Source organism: Pseudomonas sp. BR20 (genome assembly GCF_050780135.1).
Lineage (GTDB): Bacteria > Pseudomonadota > Gammaproteobacteria > Pseudomonadales > Pseudomonadaceae > Aquipseudomonas.
The window spans coordinates 3,705,060-3,723,047 of record NZ_CP172012.1; the positions used below are offsets into that span (position 1 = coordinate 3,705,060).

General features: G+C 60.2%; 10 protein-coding genes and 1 pseudogene. 7 read left to right on the forward strand and 4 right to left on the reverse strand.

Going from position 1 to position 17,988, the window contains the following annotated elements; genetic code table 11:
- The first annotated feature begins 2 nt into the window (after window positions 1-2).
- From ACHPFG_RS17190 to ACHPFG_RS17200, 3 genes are all read left to right on the forward strand, one after another.
- On the forward strand, window positions 3-3,086 hold the full coding sequence (locus ACHPFG_RS17190) for an efflux RND transporter permease subunit (RefSeq protein ID WP_431699922.1): 3,084 nt from the start codon (window positions 3-5) through the stop codon (window positions 3,084-3,086).
- Window positions 3,087-3,196: 110 nt separating this feature from the next.
- On the forward strand, window positions 3,197-7,918 hold the full coding sequence (locus ACHPFG_RS17195; RefSeq protein ID WP_431699923.1) for an RHS repeat-associated core domain-containing protein: 4,722 nt from the start codon (window positions 3,197-3,199) through the stop codon (window positions 7,916-7,918).
- A complete protein-coding gene (locus ACHPFG_RS17200; protein ID WP_131696527.1) occupies window positions 7,915-8,235 on the forward strand; it encodes a contact-dependent growth inhibition system immunity protein in 321 nt (106 codons plus the stop codon). The genes ACHPFG_RS17195 and ACHPFG_RS17200 overlap by 4 nt, the downstream gene beginning before the upstream one ends.
- 126 nt (window positions 8,236-8,361) lie before the next feature.
- Here the strand turns inward: ACHPFG_RS17200 and ACHPFG_RS17205 are convergent, their stop codons facing one another.
- From ACHPFG_RS17205 to ACHPFG_RS17215, 3 genes and pseudogenes are all read right to left on the reverse strand, one after another.
- Entirely contained in the window at window positions 8,362-9,591 is a 1,230-nt protein-coding gene (locus tag ACHPFG_RS17205) for a M20/M25/M40 family metallo-hydrolase (protein ID WP_431699924.1), read from the reverse strand.
- Window positions 9,592-9,640: 49 nt separating this feature from the next.
- A pseudogene (locus ACHPFG_RS17210) lies at window positions 9,641-9,790 on the reverse strand (diguanylate cyclase domain-containing protein); the annotation flags it as partial.
- A complete protein-coding gene (locus tag ACHPFG_RS17215; RefSeq protein WP_431699925.1) occupies window positions 9,781-10,413 on the reverse strand; it encodes a LysE family translocator in 633 nt (210 codons plus the stop codon). The gene ACHPFG_RS17215 and the pseudogene ACHPFG_RS17210, both read right to left, overlap by 10 nt.
- Window positions 10,414-10,537: 124 nt before the next feature.
- Between ACHPFG_RS17215 and ACHPFG_RS17220 the strand changes: the two genes are divergently transcribed.
- The 3 genes from ACHPFG_RS17220 (at window position 10,538) to ACHPFG_RS17230 (ending at window position 13,975) form a co-directional block, all read left to right on the forward strand.
- The gene (locus tag ACHPFG_RS17220) at window positions 10,538-11,950 is read left to right on the forward strand and encodes a PLP-dependent aminotransferase family protein (protein ID WP_431699926.1); all 1,413 of its coding nucleotides are present in this window, start codon (window positions 10,538-10,540) and stop codon (window positions 11,948-11,950) included.
- A gap of 233 nt (window positions 11,951-12,183) precedes the next feature.
- Window positions 12,184-13,434, forward strand: coding sequence for a ribonucleotide-diphosphate reductase subunit beta (locus ACHPFG_RS17225; protein ID WP_003173711.1), 1,251 nt, complete (start codon window positions 12,184-12,186; stop codon window positions 13,432-13,434).
- 52 nt (window positions 13,435-13,486) lie between these two features.
- Window positions 13,487-13,975 (forward strand): DUF1289 domain-containing protein, encoded by a 489-nt coding sequence (locus ACHPFG_RS17230; RefSeq protein WP_431699927.1) that lies wholly within the window; start codon window positions 13,487-13,489, stop codon window positions 13,973-13,975.
- Window positions 13,976-14,174: 199 nt separating this feature from the next.
- On the opposite strand, the gene mdeB is transcribed toward ACHPFG_RS17230, so the two are convergent.
- On the reverse strand, window positions 14,175-16,850 hold the full coding sequence (mdeB, locus tag ACHPFG_RS17235) for an alpha-ketoglutarate dehydrogenase (protein WP_431699928.1): 2,676 nt from the start codon (window positions 16,848-16,850) through the stop codon (window positions 14,175-14,177).
- Between the two features lie 190 nt (window positions 16,851-17,040).
- Between mdeB and ACHPFG_RS17240 the strand changes: the two genes are divergently transcribed.
- Complete coding sequence (locus ACHPFG_RS17240) at window positions 17,041-17,967, forward strand: class I SAM-dependent methyltransferase (protein WP_167655516.1); 927 nt, start codon at window positions 17,041-17,043, stop codon at window positions 17,965-17,967.
- Window positions 17,968-17,988 lie beyond the last annotated feature (21 nt).

A 17,988-nucleotide genomic window follows, 5' to 3' on the forward strand; every position in this document is an offset into this window, starting at 1 on the left:
GCATGCGCGGCATCAACCTCTCGGAACTGGCGGTCAAGCACCGCGCAGTCACGCTGTTTTTGATCATTGCGATCCTCGCCGCCGGGATCTTCTCGTTCGGCAAACTGGGACGCGCCGAAGACCCGTCGTTTACCGTCAAGGTCATGACCATTACCGCTGCCTGGCCCGGCGCCACTGCCCAGGAGATGCAGGAGCAGGTTGCCGACCGCCTGGAGAAGCGCCTGCAGGAACTGGACTACTACGACCGCGTCGAGACCATCGCCCAGCCGGGTTTTGTGTCGATGCGCATGACCTACAAGGAGTCCACGCGCCCCAGCGAAATCCAGGAGCTGTTCTACCAGACGCGCAAAAAACTCAGCGATGAAGCCGCGAGGCTGCCCAACGGTGTGATCGGGCCGTTCTTCAACGATGAATATTCCGATGTGTACTTCGCCCTGTACGCCCTGGAGGCCGAGCACTTGCCTCATCGGCAACAGGTGCAGATGGCCGAAGAGTTGCGCCAGGGCCTGCTCAACCTGCCGGGGGTGAAGAAGGTCAATATCCTCGGCGAGCAGGCGCAGCGAATCTTCGTCGAGTTTTCCTATGAGCGCCTGGCGACCCTGGGCATCAAGCCGGACCAGATCTTCAGCGCCCTCGCCGCACAAAACGCCGTGGCGCCGTCTGGCTTCGTGGAAACCGCCGGGGCCCGCGCCTATATCCGTATCGACGGTGCCTTCGACAGTCTGGCGCTGATCGAAAACGTGCCCCTGGAAGTCAACGGCCGCGTGCTGCGCATTGCCGATGTCGCCAGCGTCAGCCGCGGGTATGAAGACCCGCCCAGCTACCGCATCCGCCACCAGGGCGACCCGGCGCTGATGCTCGGCGTGATCATGGAAAAGCACTGGAACGGTCTGGAGCTGGACAAAAGCCTCAAGGCTCAGGAAGCCCGGATCCAGGCGGACCTGCCGTTGGGCGTGAACTTCGCCAAAGTCTCCGACCAGGCGAAAAACATCAGCCTGGCGGTGAATGAATTCATGCTCAAATTCTTCGTCGCCCTCGCGGTGGTGATGCTCATCAGCCTGCTGGCCCTGGGCTTTCGCGTCGGCCTGGTGGTGGCGGCTGCGGTGCCGCTGACCTTGTCGGTGGTGTTCGTGATCATGTTGCTCACCGGGCGTGAGTTCGACCGCATTACCCTGGGCGCACTGATTATTTCCCTGGGTTTGCTGGTGGATGACGCAATCATCGCCATTGAAATGATGGTGGTGAAACTGGAGGAAGGTTTTGACCGGATTCATGCGGCCACCTTCGCCTGGAGCTCCACGGCGGCCCCGATGCTCACCGGTACGCTGGTGACGATCATCGGCTTTCTGCCGGTGGGATTTGCACGTTCAGGTGCGGGGGAATACGCCGGCAATATCTTCTGGATCGTCGGCTTTGCACTGATCTCGTCCTGGCTGGTGGCGGTGGTGTTCACGCCGTACCTGGGCGTGAAGTTGCTGCCGCAGATCAAGCCGGTGCCCGGTGGCCACGACGCGATTTATGCCGGGCGCTACTACCAGAAGCTGCGTGATTTAGTCGAAGCCTGCGTACGCAGGCGTTGGCTCGTGACCGGGTTGGTCATCGGCGCCTTTGTACTGTGCGTGCTGGGCATGGCCGTGGTGAAGAAACAGTTCTTCCCCAACTCCGACCGGTCCGAGCTGATTCTTGAGGTGTATATGCCGCCCGGCAGTGCCTTCAAGAGCACCGAGGCGGTGGCGGCGCAGTTGGAAAAAGCGCTGCTGCAAGAGCCGCAGACCAGCATGGTCGACACCTATGTGGGCGGTGGCGCGCCACGCTTCTTCCTGTCGCTGAACCCCGAAATGCCGGACCCGGCGTTTGCCAAACTGATCGTGCAGACGCCGGACTCTCACGCCCGCGACGCCTTGAAGCTGCGTATGCGTGAGCGAATTGCGGCCGGTGAGTTTCCAGCGGCGCGGGTGCGGGTGACACAACTGCTGTTCGGCCCACCGGTGCCCTTCCCGGTGGTGTTCCGCGTATCCGGCCCGAATGTGGATGTGCTGCGCGGCGTGTCCGAGGACGTGCGCAAGGTCGTCGCCGCCAACACGCTGACCAAGGACGCCTTTCTCGATTGGGGCGAACGCACCAGCGGTTATCGCCTGGTGCTGGATCAAGACCGCCTGCGCCTGCTGGGTTTTACCCCCAACGAGGTCAAATCCCAGCTCAACGCCTTGCTCAGCGGCAACCCCATCACCGAAGTGCGTGAGGGCAACCGCACCGTGTCCGTGGTCGCCCGCGCCCAAGGCAACCAGCGAGAGAACCTCGGCAACCTCAACAATATGACCCTGACCAACAGCGCCGGCACGTCGGTGCCCCTGGCCCAGGTCGGGCAGTTCCAGGCGGTGATGGAAGAACCGATCCTCAAGCGCCGCAACCGCGCGAGCACCGTGGAAGTGCGTGCCGACATCATCGACGGCGTGCAACCGCCCGATGTGGAAATGGCCGTGTACAAAGACCTGCAACCGCTGATCGCGAGGCTGCCGGCCGGTTACCGGATCGACATCGGCGGCCCGGTGGAAGAAAGCGCCAAGGCCAACGTGGCGCTGGCGGCGCTGTTCCCGATCATGATCCTGCTGACCCTCACGGTGATCATGTTCCAGGTGCGTTCCTTCGGCGTGATGTTCATGGTATTCGCCACCGCGCCGCTGGGCTTGATTGGCGCGGTGCCGACCTTGCTGCTGTTCAACCAGCCGTTCGGGTTCAACGCGATCCTGGGCTTGATCGGGATCGGCGGGATCCTGATGCGCAACACGTTGATCTTTACCGACCAGATTCGCCAGAACCAGGAACACGGCATGGCAATTCGCGAGGCCATCGTCGAGGCCACAGTGCGGCGGGCCAGGCCGGTAATACTGACCGCGCTGGCGGCGGCGCTGGCGTTTATTCCGCTGACGCTGTCGGTGTTCTGGTCGTCCCTGGCGTTCGTGCTGATTGGCGGAGTGCTGGTGGGCACGGTATTGACGCTGTTGTTTTTACCGGCGCTGTGCAGCCTGGTGCTGGGGCGGGAGAAGACAAAAGTTGTCGAAACGCCCCACGTAAGCGCCGGATAAGCGCTACTCCCCTGCCCTGAAAACCGCTGCAAAGTCCCTCGCCTGAATACACAGTGCGAGGGATTGCAGATGGTTGTTTTCGTTAAAGCCCCGGTTGAAGGGGCTGTTTCATGATCGAGGTGACCCGCCAAGCCATTGGCTACCTGGTGCTGGCCGCCATGGATTCAAAGACGCGAGACGTCGAATCCGTTCTCAGCGACTTCGGGCGCTGCCTCAATACCTACGAGAACTGGGCGGAAAGCTTCTTTAGCTTTTCGGCCCTGGATGTCGAACAGGTCTTCAAAGTCGGGGATGACGTGGCGCTTGTCGCGCCGATCAACCGCGCCATCATTCCCAGCAGCACCACAGCAACGTGCCAGGCAAACGGCACGTTGACCCTGGTGCATATGTTCCAGAGCGCTCGGTTCGTGCCCATTGGCAATACGCCCGTGATGGTGCAACGCATCGATCCAGAGGGCGGGCCCCTGGGCGAGCCGATCCACAAGACCATCGGCCCCAGCGGCATTCTTGAAATCAAGGAATGTGATCGCAACCAGCAGTACCGGGTCAGCTTCTACCCCAACGTCTCCAAAGATCATTTCAAGGCGCTGTATGCCTCTTATCAGTCGGTGATTGCCGCGCTGGACGGTTGGTTGCGCAGTGAATGGGAGACCACCTTCGAACCGTTATGGAAGGGTTACTCCGAAGCCAGCTTCCCCAAGCGCTACCTCTCCCTGCATCAAGCCTACGCGCGCGGCTTCGGCGAAGCGCTCTACTCGCTCTGGGACACTGTCAAGCAGCTGTTTCAGTGGCTTGGCGACCCGTTGGCTTATGCCGAACAACTGCTGCACTACCTGTCCCCGGACGAACTTGAAAAGCTGCTGAGCCTCGGCGCCGACACCCTCGCCAAGGGCTTGTTGGTGCTCAGCGACGAGCCGCTGCTGTTCATCCATCTCTCGGCAGCGGTCAGCTGGATGCGCCTGTTGCCGCCGCCCTATATGAACGAGTTGCTCGGGGAAATCAGCGCCGAAGTATTGATCAATTTGCTGCTGTGTCTCGCCACTGCCGGGATGGGGATGGCGGTACGAATAAGTACCAAGGTGCTGGGCGGCATCAAGTCTCAACGTGCGCGCCGATGGTTGGAGCGCATGGCGGGGCAGTTCGGAAAATCTCCCATGGATGAGCATGCCGAGGCGGTGAAGCCTTTGCTGCTCGGTGGCCCGGCGACAGCGATCAAGACTGTACCGGTTGCGCCGTTGAAGGCTGGGGATCAGTTGGTTTCCAACCCAGTACCGGCGGTTCGTAACAAGACACAGAAGACCGTGTTGGTCAGGCAGGAGCCTGTCGATGATGTACCTGTTGTATCGACGAATCCGAAGGGCGATGCGGCGGCGGCTTCGGATAAGACGGTCACCAACGGCTGCCCCGTGTCGATGGTTACCGGGGAGGAATTGCTCACTCTCACCGATGGCACGTTGGATGGAGTTTTGCCGTTTGAGTGGACGCGGTTATATCGCACCAGTGCGGTGGAAGTGGATTGCGGGTTGGGGTTTGGCTGGAGTCATTCGCTGGCGCATCGGCTTGTGGTGTCGGGCGATTCGGTGGTGTGGACGGACCATGAAAATCGCATTACTTCGTTTCCATTGCCGACCGTTGCTCGACCGGCCATCACCAATAGCTTGGCCGAAGCGGCGATCTATTTGGGCGCTTCGCCGGATGAGTTGGTGTTGTCCCAGGCGTCGCGGTTTTATCACTTTCGCGACGGTGTGCTGGTCTCGATCAGTGATGCGTATGACAACCGGCTCCGGATTACTCGGGATTTTCTTGGGCGCATCGAGCGGTTGGATAACGGTGTGGGGCGTGCGCTGTTTCTGCGCTATGCGTTCGGCCACATCGTGGCGGTGGATTATCAGGTTCAGCGCGCCAAGGGGTATGAACCCTTCGAGTGGGTGACCGAACAGAACATCGTTTCCTACGTCTATGACGACGCTGGCCGGTTGGTTTCGGCGACCAATGCGGTAGGCGAAAGCGAGGTTTATCGCTACGACGATCAGCACGTGATTCTTGAGCGGAGCTTGGCCGGTGGGGCGAGTTTCTTCTGGGAATGGGAACGGGCTGGCAAGGCCGCGCGATGTGTCCGGCATTGGGCCAGTTTTTCCCAAATGGATACGCGCTATGCCTGGGGTGACGACGGCCGTGTCACGGTGCATAACGCCGATGGCAGTCAGGAAGTGTATGTCCATGACGACCGGGCACGGCTGGTGCAGCGGATTGATCCGGATGGTGCCCAGCACTTCAAATCCTACGATGACAAGGGCCGGCTGACGGTTGAGCAGAATCCTCTGGGCGCTGTGACAGCGTATCAGTACGACGACGCCGGACGCTTGGTGGCGTTGTTTCCCGGGGATGATGAGTCAACAACCTACGAGCATGACAACTGGTTCGTACGGGTTGTAAGACGGGGTCTGGCGGTCTGGAAGTACGAGCGTAACGACCAGGGCGATGTCATCCGCAAGACCGATCCCGATGGTCATGTTACGGATTACAGCTACGACAAATATGGGCAACTGGTTGGGGTTTGGTATCCGGATCACAGTTGTCAGCGGCTGGTGTGGAATGAGCGGGGGCAACTGGTTGAAGAGCAGTTGCCCAATGGCGGGATCAAGCGTTATCGCTATGACGATCTTGGCCGGCAGGTTGCCCGCGAGGACGAGCATGGCGCGCTGACCCAGTATCAGTGGGACGGCATCGGTCGGTTAATTCGTGTCGTTTTACCAGGCGGTGCGTGCAGGGAATACAGCTACAACCCCTACGGAAAAATCACCGCCGAACGCGACGAACTGGGCCACGTCACCCGCTACGAATACGCCGATGGGTTGCACCTGATCAGTCGGCGCATCAACGCTGATGGCACTCAGGTCAACTACCGCTATGACAACGTGCGGTTACTACTGACCGAGATCGAAAACGAGGTCGGTGAGTCCTACCGACTGGCTTACCACCCCAACGGGCTGATCCAACAGGAAGTCGGGTTTGACGGGCAGCGTACGGCTTATGCCTACGACCTCAACGGCAACCTGCTGGAAAAAACCGAACACGGTGACGACGGCAGTCAGCTCATTACTCGCTACGAGCGCGATCACGCCGGCCGCCTCGTACGAAAAACCCTGCCCGATGGCAGCCTTGTTGAATATGCCTACGACCGCCAAGGCAACCTCCTCAGCGTCGACGACGGCCACTGGGCGCTGGCCTACGAATACGACAGCCAAAACCGCCTCACCGCCGAACACCAAGGCTGGGGCACCTTGCGCTATGGCTACGACACCTGCGGCCAGCTTCAACACCTGCGCCTGCCCGATAATAACCGGCTGGTTTTTAGTCATGCGAAAGGCGGCCACCTCGCCACCGTCGAATTAAACGGCGCGCTGCTGACCTCGCACCTGTTCAAGGCCGGCCAGGAACACCAACGCCAACAAGGCCAACTCCTCAGCCACTACCACTACGACGACCAGCACCGCCTGCATGCCCACGCAATCACCCAGCAACAAGACCATCTCTACCAACGTCAATACGACTACGACAAAACCGGCAACCTCACCCGCCTGCTCGACACCCGCAAAGGCGAACACCACTACCACTATGACCCCGTAGGCCGCCTCACCCGCGCCGACCACTCCCAAGACCTGCAGGAACGCTTCGGCCACACCCCGGCCGGCAACCTGCTCATGCAAGACCGCCCCGGCCCCGACATCGTCGCCGGCAACCGCCTGATGATCCAAGGCAACCGCCACTACGACTATGACGCCTTCGGCAACCTCATCCGTGAACGCCATGGCAAAGGCCATCAACTCGTCACCGAGTACCGCTACGACCGCCAGCACCGGCTGATTGGAATCACCCAACCCAATGGCCAAACCGCGAGCTATCGCTACGATCCCTTTGGGCGGCGCATCAGCAAAACCGTTGACGGCCTAACGACGGAGTTTTTCTGGCAAGGCGACAAGCTGATTGCTGAGCACCATGCGGATCGCCATCGCAGCTATCTCTACGAACCGAACAGTTTCAGGCCGCTGGTCCTGTTGGAAGGCTTCGGCCCAAAAGACACCAAGCCCTACCACTACCAACTCGACCACCTCGGCACGCCGCAGGAACTGACCGACCCCGACGGCGAAATCGTCTGGTCCGCGCACTACCGCGCCTACGGCCAGATCAGCCGTCTCGACAAAGGCAAAATCGACAACCCGCTGCGTTTTCAGGGCCAGTACTTTGATCAGGAAAGCGGACTGCACTACAACCGTCATCGCTACTACAATCCGGATGTCGGTCGCTACCTGACGCCTGATCCGGTGAAGTTGGCAGGTGGGATCAACACGTACCAGTACGTGCCCAATCCGACGGGGTGGGTGGATCCGTTAGGGTTAAGCTGTAAGATTGGAAATTGCCCGGATTCAAAAAACGATTTAACAAAAAAAGCACCTCCTGGAGTATTAACTACTCACGAGAAGGCTGGAGGACACCTGATTGAAAAACATGTCGGTCGAACAGACGAACAGTTAGCGGCAAGATTTGAATCTGAACCGCACATCCCAGCCTCATCCACCTTCAAAACTCTAGAAGAGGCTGAGGCTATAGTGTCCAAAAGCTTGACTGCACACCAGCAAGAAATAACTACATTTTTAAGTGGAAACAAGGAAAAACTCCTAATTAAAGACAGCTCAAGTCAACCCGTAGGGGTAAGCATTCTAAATGGAGCAACAAAATCCGTACCTGTTTATAAGTTCCTATTAGTCATAAAACGAGATCCTAAAATGCCAGATGGCTATCTATTGCTAACAGGATACCCAGAAAAATGAATGAACCATTAACAGAGCTACAACAATTTTTTGGTGCTTACTTTAATCAGGATTGGGCGGAAGATCATTCATCGGCCGATGATGTCATCGATACATTTCTACTAGACTCGCCTAGAGAAATAATCATGACAGTAAAACAGGAAATTTTAGAGCTGATAAGTTCGTATACCAACGAGCCAGACCTTCAAGAAAATTTACTGCATATACAGCATTGCTATTACTACTATCCATACCAATGGGCCTCAGGCCCGTTATGGCTAAATCACATAGTTCGAAAGTTTGATGAACACCTACAAAAAAACCAATATTCAACTTAAAAATCAGCCGTATAACGATCTTTGCTATTAATATTTTGGCCTGCTGCGCAGTCCACGCAGGGCAAGCCTGCTCACCACAAGGAATGAAGGCTCAGCCAAGTTGAATGGGTGAGCCTCCCAGGCTGATCAGCGTTTACTCAGCTCCATAATCATCCGACTCAGCAAGTAGATCCGCGGGGCCACGCTCTCCACCTCCGCATACTCCTGCGGCGTATGAATATTACCCCCCACAATCCCAAACCCATCCAACGTCGGCGTGCCCACCCCGGCCGACAAACTGGCATCCGCCGCGCCGCCGCTGCCTTCAATGGTCAACTTTTTACCCAGCTCCCCATAAATGCCCTGGGCAATCGCCACCAGCTTGTCCGACTCCGGCGTCTGCGGCATGGGTGGCAGGCCGCGTTTGAGGGTGGTGGTCACTTCGGTTTCCGGGATCAATTTGTTGGCGGAGACCCGCACCAAGTCCTTCTCGATCCGATCGAACTCTTCCGGCAACGCTGCACGCACGTCGGCTTTGGCGGTGGCTTGGTCGGGGATGACGTTGGTGCGGTCGCCCGCGTTGATCACGGTGAAGTTAATCGTGGTTTTCTTTTGTTCATCGCCGAGTTTGCCCAACTGCAGAATCTGGTGTGCGGCTTCCATGGCGGCGTTGCGCCCCAGTTCCGGGGCGACGCCGGCGTGGGCGGCTTTGCCTTTGACTTCGACCACGGCGGTGGCACTGCCTTTGCGCCACACCACCAGGCCGTCGGCGGGGCGGCCGGGTTCGAGGTTCAGGGTGACGTCGTGGGCCTTGGCGGTGTTGCGGATCAAGTCAGAGGCGATGTCGGTGCCGGTTTCTTCGCTGGCATCGAGCAGGAAAGTAATCTGTGCGTAGTCCTTGAACCCTTGGTTCTTCAGGACTTTGAGCGCGTAGATCCCGGCGACGATACCACCTTTGTCATCCATCACGCCGGGGCCATAGGCGCGGCCATCCTTGATGTGAAACGGACGTTCGGCAGCCGAGCCTTCCTTGAAGACCGTGTCCATGTGGGCCATCAGCAATATCTTGGCCTTGCCGCTGCCCTTGAGGGTGGCGATCACATGGCTGCTGTTGGCGGCGGCATCCGGCACCCGTTCAATGGTGAAGCCCAACTGTTTGAGTTCATCGACGGCGATGTCACTCACCTGGGTCAGGCCTGGCCCATAGCCCGAACCCGAGTCGATATTCACCAGGCGCTCCAGCAGTTTCAGGGCCGGGGCCTTGTACTGCTCGGCGTCCGCCTGGATCTGTTTGTGGGGTTCGGCGCTGTAGGCCGGAAGTGCGAAGGACAAGGCCAGCGTGGCGGCCAGGAGGGAACGCGGGAATGTGAAGAGCATGAACCGATCCTTGTTGTTTGTTGGGGTGCGGCCTCACCCTACCCCACTGAACCGATCGCAACCAAGTGCCTTGCACCGAACTGACCCGGTTGCGCCCGCTGCTCTTGGCTTCATACAGCGCCAGGTCTGCATCGTTGAGCCAACGGGTGGAATCGGCGTGTCCCGGTTGATACGGCGCCAGGCCGATGCTCACGCTGGAAAGCCCCGGGCCAGCATCCACGCCACCCCCAGCAACAGCACCGCCGTGACCCGCTGCAACAACACGCGGCGCCTGGGGTTTTCCAACACGTGCTTGATGCGCTGGCCGAAGTAGCAATACAGGCAACCGCTGGCAAATTGCAGCACCAGGAAGGTCGCGCCGAGGATGGTGATATCCGCCGCCGAACTGTGCTCCCCTGCCCCGGTGAACTGTGGGAAAACGGCGCTGAACATGATGAGGGTCTTGGGATTGGAAAACCCGGTGAGCAGCCCTTTGCCGAACAGGCTCCGTGTGCCCTCCACGGCAGCCGCCTTGCCGATCGACGCGCCGCTGCTGGTCCACTGCTTGTAGGCCAGATAGAGAATGTAGGCCACGCCGACCAACTGAATGGCCTGGGTAATGGCGAGATTGCCCTTGATCAGTTCCGAAAAACCCACGGCAAAGATCAGGATCGAAATCAGGTACGACACACTGGCACCGAGTTGCGCCGGAATCGAACTGCGCAAGCCGCTCTTCAAGCCCAGGCTCAACAACAGCAGGGTCATGGGGCCAGGGCTGAAGGTCATGGTGGCGCAAAACAGCAGGAAGTAGAGAAACGAAGAGAGCGTCAGTGCGCTGGTCATGGCCTTGGACCCAGGGTGAGAAGGCCTGCAGTGTAGGCAAGCGACGTTGCACAAGGCAGGTAAAGTAATGCCTAATCCGGCCGAACTTCACCGGTAAAATCACCGGCAAACACAAGGAAGGTTCATGCTTGTATCCGCCATCGCCTTTGTAGACGGCACGCCCAAGGTGCAGCAGATCGTCGAGGCGTTCAGCCAGCTCATCGAGAGCGGCGAATGGGCGCCCGGCTGCAAGTTGCCGTCGGTGCGGGAGTTGACCCAGACACTGGGCGTCAGCAAGTTCACCCTCAACGAAGCCCTCGACCGCCTGCGCGGGCGCAACCTGCTCACCTCCAGCCAGGGGCGTGGCTACTTCGTGGCGATGGACAGCGCGCGCCCGGCCTCGGTGGCGTGGGTCGACCTGCTGCCCCAGGACCTGCTCAGCGTCTTGCGTCGCCCGCTGGTCACCGTCGGCGGCGAGTTGCGCCCCGGCGGCGGCCACCTGCCGGAAGCATGGCTGAGCACCGAGGCCATCCGCCAAGCCATGCGCAGCGTGGTGCGCGCGCCGTCGTTACGCATCGCCGGGCTCGGCACGCCGGCTGGCTTATTGCCGCTGCGCCAGGCCTTGCAACAAAAGCTGCACGGCGAAGGCCTGTCGGTGCCGGTGGAACAGATCATCACCACGCCCAACACCGTGCAAGGCCTGGACATGCTGATGCGCCTGCTCGCACGCCCCGGCGACACCGTGCTGCTCGACGCACCGTGCTATTTCAACTTCCACGCCAACCTGGCGCTGCACGGCGTCAAGGTGGTGACCATCCAACGCCGCCCCGACGGTTTCGATTTCGCCGCCCTCGAACAGCTGCTGGCCGAACACCGCCCCAGCCTGTACCTGACCACCAGCGTGCTGCATAACCCCACCGGCCATTCCTTCAGCCCCAGCCAAGCGTTTCGCCTGTTGCAACTGACCCAGCAGTACCACTGCCATATCGTCGAGGACGATCTTTACGGCGACCTGCACCCCAACCCGCCGCCGCGCCTGGCCGCTGTCGCCGGCCTGGAGCAGGTCACCTACCTGTCGGGCTTCTCGAAGATCCTCAGCGCCAACACCCGGGTCAGCTTCGTGGTGGCCGCGCCGCAACTGGCCGCCAACCTGACCAATATGAAGTTGATGAGCGGTGGCGTGACCTCGGAGCTGTTCGAGCAGATCGTCTATCGCATGCTCAGCGAAGGCAGCTATACCAAGCACCGCAAGCGCATGGTCCAACGCCTGATGGAGGCCGGCGGGCGGGCGGAGCAATGGCTCCGACGCTGCGGGTGCGAGTTGCCGATGGCCTATGAAGGCGGGATGTTCATCTGGGCACGCCTGCCCCCGGGTGTGAACGGCGAGTGGTTGGCCCAGGAAGCGTTGAAACACAGCATGGTATTGGCGCCGGGCACGCTCTTCGGCTACGACCCGGCCCATCGCGATTCGATGCGTTTCAACGTGGCCCACAGTGATGAGCCACGGGTGCAGCAGGTGTTTGAAGCGCTGCTACTGAAGGCCGTGCGCGGGTCCTGAACCGCAGCGGCGGCTCTGCCGTCCCTGCGACGTTCGATCCCTTCTTCTGCGTTGACCAGCTTTGTTACACACCATATAGTGTGCCCACAAACAGAACAGACCACTACATAGTGTGCAGTATCGGTATTGACCGACCACACTCTGCGCAGTATTTCAATGCCTGGCAGCCTGCAAATCAGATTTTTTTGGACGGGTTCACACGCCGTCAGAACAGAACAGAAGGGAGTATTTCAATGCTGAGTTGGGATGAAGTCGACAACGAGGACACCGGTGCAGCTGTAATCAAGGGCGCCAACGCCGGCCACGCCAGCGAAGCCAACATGGACCGTCTCGACGGTGCCGGCGCCGCCGCCGCCCTGGAAGCACGCAACGTGACCGCCAACGACTCCGCCGCGATCATCCGTGCCAAGGCTGCCCTGGACAAACTCGACGTCGCCGAAGGCCTCGCCGAACTCGAAGGCGCCTCCGCCCGCGTCGCCGTTGACGAAAAGCGCATGATCAACTGCCGCGCCGACCTCAACCAGCTCGTGCCCTTCAAGTACGACTGGGCCTGGCAGAAATACCTCGACGGCTGCGCCAACCACTGGATGCCGCAAGAGGTCAACATGACCGCCGACATCGCCCTGTGGAAAAACCCCGAAGGCCTGACCGACGACGAACGCCGCATCGTCATGCGCAACCTCGGCTTCTTCTCCACCGCGGATTCGTTGGTCGCGAACAACCTGGTGCTGGCCGTGTACCGCCTGATCACCAACCCGGAGTGCCGCCAGTACATCCTGCGCCAGGCCTTCGAAGAAGCGATCCACACCCACGCCTACCAGTACTGCATCGAATCGTTGGCCATGGATGAAGGCGAGATCTTCAACATGTACCACGAGATCCCATCGGTCGCCAAAAAGGCAGCCTGGGGCCTGAAATACACCCGCTCGATCTCCGATCCGAAGTTCGAAACCGGCACCGTCGACACCGACAAGGAACTGCTGCGCAACCTGGTCGCTTACTACTGCGTGCTGGAAGGCATCTTCTTCTACTGCGGCTTCACCCAGATTTTGTCCATGGGCCGCCGCAACAAAATGACCGGCGTCGCCGAACAGTTCCAGTACATCCTGCGCGATGAGTCGATGCACCTGAACTTCGGTATCGATGTGATCAACCAGATCAAAATCGAAAACCCGCATTTGTGGGATGCCGAGATGAAGGAAGAAGCGACCCAGATGATCCTGCAAGGGACGCAGCTGGAGATCGAATATGCGCGGGATACCATGCCGCGTGGGGTGTTGGGCATGAACGCGGCGATGATGGAGGATTACCTCAAGTTCATCGCTAACCGTCGTCTGTCGCAGATTGGTTTGAAGGAAGAGTATCCGGGGACGACTAACCCGTTCCCTTGGATGAGCGAGATTATGGACTTGAAGAAAGAGAAGAACTTCTTCGAAACCCGAGTCATCGAATACCAGACTGGCGGCGCCCTGAGCTGGGATTGATTAAAAACGGCCCCTTTCTGGGGCCGTGTTGTTTCACTTGTCGATGTTTTTTATGCCCAATCAAACCATCAAGACGCCCTGCATAGGCCTGTGTTCCACCGTTTACGGGGACCTGGTGTGTCGAGGTTGCAAGCGTTATCACCATGAAGTGATCCAGTGGAATGGCTACAACGCCGAGGAAAAGCAGGCGGTATGGCTGCGTCTTGAGCAGTTGCTGGCGCAGGTGATGGCCAGCAAGCTGGAAGTGTTCGACCCACAGCGCCTGCGCCAGCAATTGGAAGACCGCAAGATTCGCTTTATGCCGCACCAGTCGCCGTATTGCTGGGCGTATCAGCTGATTGCCCGGGGCGCGCGGGTGATTTCCAGGCTGGATGCGTATGGGTTGGCGTTGTTGCCGGAGTTTCGCGAGCGCAGCCTGGCGGATTTGCGCGATGCAATTGACCGGGAGTTTTTCCTGCTGTCCGAGGCGCACTACGAACGGTATATCGCGCCGGGGTTTATCAGGGACGCCTTCGGACCTGCCCTGATCGCCACGCTTTAAAACTCAGCGCAACACTAAAGTGTGGGAGGTCCCACTGCCTCTTCGACGTAGCGCTGTCGTGCAGCAAACTGGAACTTCTGTGGTGAGCGGTCGCCCGACATTGTTCAGGCAAGACTCAAAACTTCAGGGTGAAATTTTAACCTCTTAAAATCAGCCAGTTATTTTAAGGTTGGTAAGAGGGAGCTTGCCCCTCCCACATTCAGGCCCAGGAAGCTGCGCGATCCACCTGCAAGCCATACCGTTCAATTGCCTGCTGGCATACCTGCCGTTCAAGACTGCCCTGCTCCACCAACGCGGTAAGCGCCGCCAACACGATGTGATGCCGATCCACCTCAAAGAAATCCCGCAGCGCCGCCCGTGTATCACTGCGACCAAACCCGTCGGTGCCGAGCACGGTGTAGCTTGAGTCCAGATAGGACGCAATCATCTGCGGGACCGCGCGTACGTAGTCGGACACGGCAACCACCGGCGCACCCTTCGGCAAGCAATCATGCAGATGACTGACGCGCTTGCCGGCCTGTGGATGCAAGCGGTTCCAGCGCTCCACTTCCCGCGCCTCCCGTGCCAGTTCGCTGAAACTGGTGACGCTGTACACCTCGCTCGCCACGTGCCAATCCTCAGCCAGTAACCGCGCGGCGGCCTGGGCTTCACGCAGCAAGGTCCCCGAACCGAGCAGGCGCACCTTAGCCTCGGCGGCGCGCTCCAGGCGATACATACCCTTGATAATCGCCGCCTCCACGCCTTCGGGCAGGCTCGGCTGCGGGTAGTTTTCGTTCATCAGGGTCACGTAGTAGAACTCGTCCACGTCATGCTCCAGCATCTGGCGCATGCCGTGGTCGAGGATCACCGCAAACTCCCCGGCAAACGCCGGATCGTAGGCGCGGCAATTGGGCACGGTGGCGGCGGTGAGATGGCTGCTGCCGTCCTGGTGCTGCAAGCCCTCGCCGCCGAGGGTGGTGCGCCCGGCAGTGGCGCCGAGCAGGAAACCACGGGCGCGCTGGTCGGCGGCGGCCCAGATCAGGTCGCCGACGCGCTGGAAGCCGAACATCGAGTAGTAGATGTAGAACGGCAACATACGCAGGGCATGCACCGAGTAGCTGGTGGCCGCCGCCACCCAGGAACTGATGGCACTGGCTTCACTGATGCCCTCTTCAAGAATCTGCCCGTCGGTGGCCTCGCGGTAGCTGAGGATCGAGCCAATGTCTTCCGGCTCATAGCGCTGGCCGACGCTGGAATAGATGCCGATCTGCTTGAACAGGTTGGCCATGCCGAAAGTACGCGCCTCATCCGCCACGATGGGCACGATGCGTGGCCCGAGCGCCTTGTCCTTGAGCAGGTTGGTCAGCATGCGCACGAAGGCCATGGTGGTGGACATTTCCTTGCCGTCGGCCGCCGTGGCGAAGCCGGCGTAACCGCTCACGGGCGGTACGTTTACCGGTGCTGCGGCCTGGCTACGGCTGGGCACATAACCGCCCAGGGCCGTGCGCCGCTGATGCAGGTAGCGCAACTCGAGGCTGTCATCCGTGGGTTTGAAGAAGCTCAGCGATTCGGCCTGTTCATCGCTCAGCGGCAACTGGAAGCGGTTGCGGAACGCGAGCAACGCCTCGCGATCAAGCTTCTTCTGCTGATGAGTGGTCATCTTGCCCTGCCCGGCCTCGCCCATGCCGAAGCCTTTTTTGGTCTGGGCCAGGATCACCGTAGGCTTGCCCTTGACCCGGCGCGCCGCATGATAGGCGGCGTGGATCTTGACCATGTCGTGGCCGCCACGCTTGAGGCGGTCGATTTGCTCATCGCTCATACCCTCGACCAGCTTGGCCAGCGCCGCGCTCTGGCCGAAGAAGTGTTCGCGGTTGTAGGCCCCGTCCTTGGCGGCGAAGGTCTGGAATTGGCCGTCCACGGTGTTCGACAACGTGTTGACCAGTGAACCGTCGGCGTCCTTGGCGAGCAAGGCGTCCCAGTCCGAACCCCAGACCAGCTTGATCACGTTCCAGCCAGCGCCTGCGAACAACGCCTCCAGTTCGTCGATGATCCGCCCATTGCCACGCACCGGGCCGTCGAGGCGTTGCAGGTTGCAGTTGACCACCCAGGTCAGGTTGTCGAGGCCTTCACGGGCGGCCAGGGTCAGGGCCGACATGCTTTCCGGCTCGTCCATCTCGCCGTCGCCGAAGACACCCCACACGTGACGCTCGGCAGTGTCCTGCAGGCCACGATGCTGCAGATAGCGCATGAAGCGCGCCTGGAAAATCGAACTGATGGGGCCAATGCCCATGGAACCGGTGGGAAACTGCCAGAAGTCCGGCATCAACCACGGGTGCGGGTAGCTGGACAGCCCGCGCACGCCGGCCTTGGCGCCGCCGAGTTCCTGGCGATAGTGGGCCAGGTCGTCCGCGCTCAAGCGCCCCTCAAGGAAGGCGCGCGCATAAATGCCGGGGGCCGAATGCGGCTGGTAGAACACCAGGTCGCCGCCAAAGTCGTGGTTGCGAGCGCGGAAAAAGTGGTTGAAGCCCACCTCGAACAAATCCGCAGCACTGGCGTAGCTGGCAATGTGGCCACCGAGTTCGCCATAGGCCTGGTTGGCCCGCACCACCATGGCCAGGGCGTTCCAGCGCACCAGCGAGGCCAGGCGCTCTTCGGTGGCGAGGTCGCCGGGAAACGCCGGCTGCTGCTCGACGCTGATGCTATTGATGTAGGGCGTGCCGTGGTGGGGCTTCCAATCGATGTGCGCGGCGCTGGCGTCGCGGGCCAGCAGGTCGAGGATCTGGCGTGCGCGCTCAGGGCCCGCATTGGCTACCAGCGAAGCCAACGCGTCACGCCATTCGTCGAGCTCTTGTTGATCCAGGGCTGTGTGATTCACTGCAGTCGCGAAACCGTTCATGGGCACCTCCGGGCTTTTTTCCAGTTTATGTCGGTGCCTGAGGATTTTTTGCCTGTTATCAGGCGCAGCTTGCAGCATTTTGAGCATGAATCACTGCCCACAGGCGTTTTTCCAGCACATTGTGCTCAATCAACCCGAAACCTCACCATTGTGTTTAAAATGCCGCCCGCTCAACGAACGACGCTCAACGATGAACCCAGACGCACTCGCCACCCTGCACGCTCACCTGCTCACCGCCCTGGCCAGCGCCCCGGCCGAAACCCGGCGCCTGTTCCACGGCCGTGGTCGCTGCTGGCCGGGCCTTGAACAGTTGACCGTAGACTGGCTGCAAGGCGTGGTGCTGGTCGCGCTGTTCAAGGCGCCCGACGCGACACACCTGGATGCGTTGAAACAACTGTTGATCGACTTCGACTGGGCCCCATTCGGCGCCCACACCGTCGCCCTGCAACACCGCTACCTGCCGCAAAGCACCACTGAATGGCTGGTGGGCGCAGCCATCGACGAGTTGACCATCACCGAAGGCGGCCTGCGTTACCTGATCGACCTGGGCAAAAAGCAGAACAGCGGGCTGTTCCTCGATATGCGTTACGGGCGCAACTGGGTGCGCGAACAGGCCAAGGGCCAGCGCGTGCTCAACCTGTTTGCCTACACCTGCGGGTTCTCGGTCGCGGCCATCGAGGGGGGCGCCAGCCACGTGGTGAACCTGGACATGGCCCGTGGCGCCCTGAGCCGGGGCCGCGATAACCACCGCCTGAACGGTCATGACCTGAGCAAGGTCACCTTCCTGGGCCACGACCTATTCAAATCCTGGGCCAAGGTCACCCACAGCGGCCCCTACGACCTGGTGATCATCGACCCGCCGTCCTTCCAGAAAGGCAGCTTCCTGCTGACCAAGGACTACCAGCGCGTGTTGCGCCGCCTGCCGGATTTGCTCACGGCCCAGGGCACTGTCCTGGCGTGCATGAACGACCCGGCCTTTGGCGAAGACTTCCTGATCGACGGCGTCACCCGCGAAGCACCGGGCCTGCGCTTTATTGAACGGCTGCAAAACCCGCCGGAATTTCCGGATATCGACGCCCAAAGCGGCCTCAAGGCACTGGTGTTTCGCCAAGGCTGATGCTGAAACTTCCTACGCTTG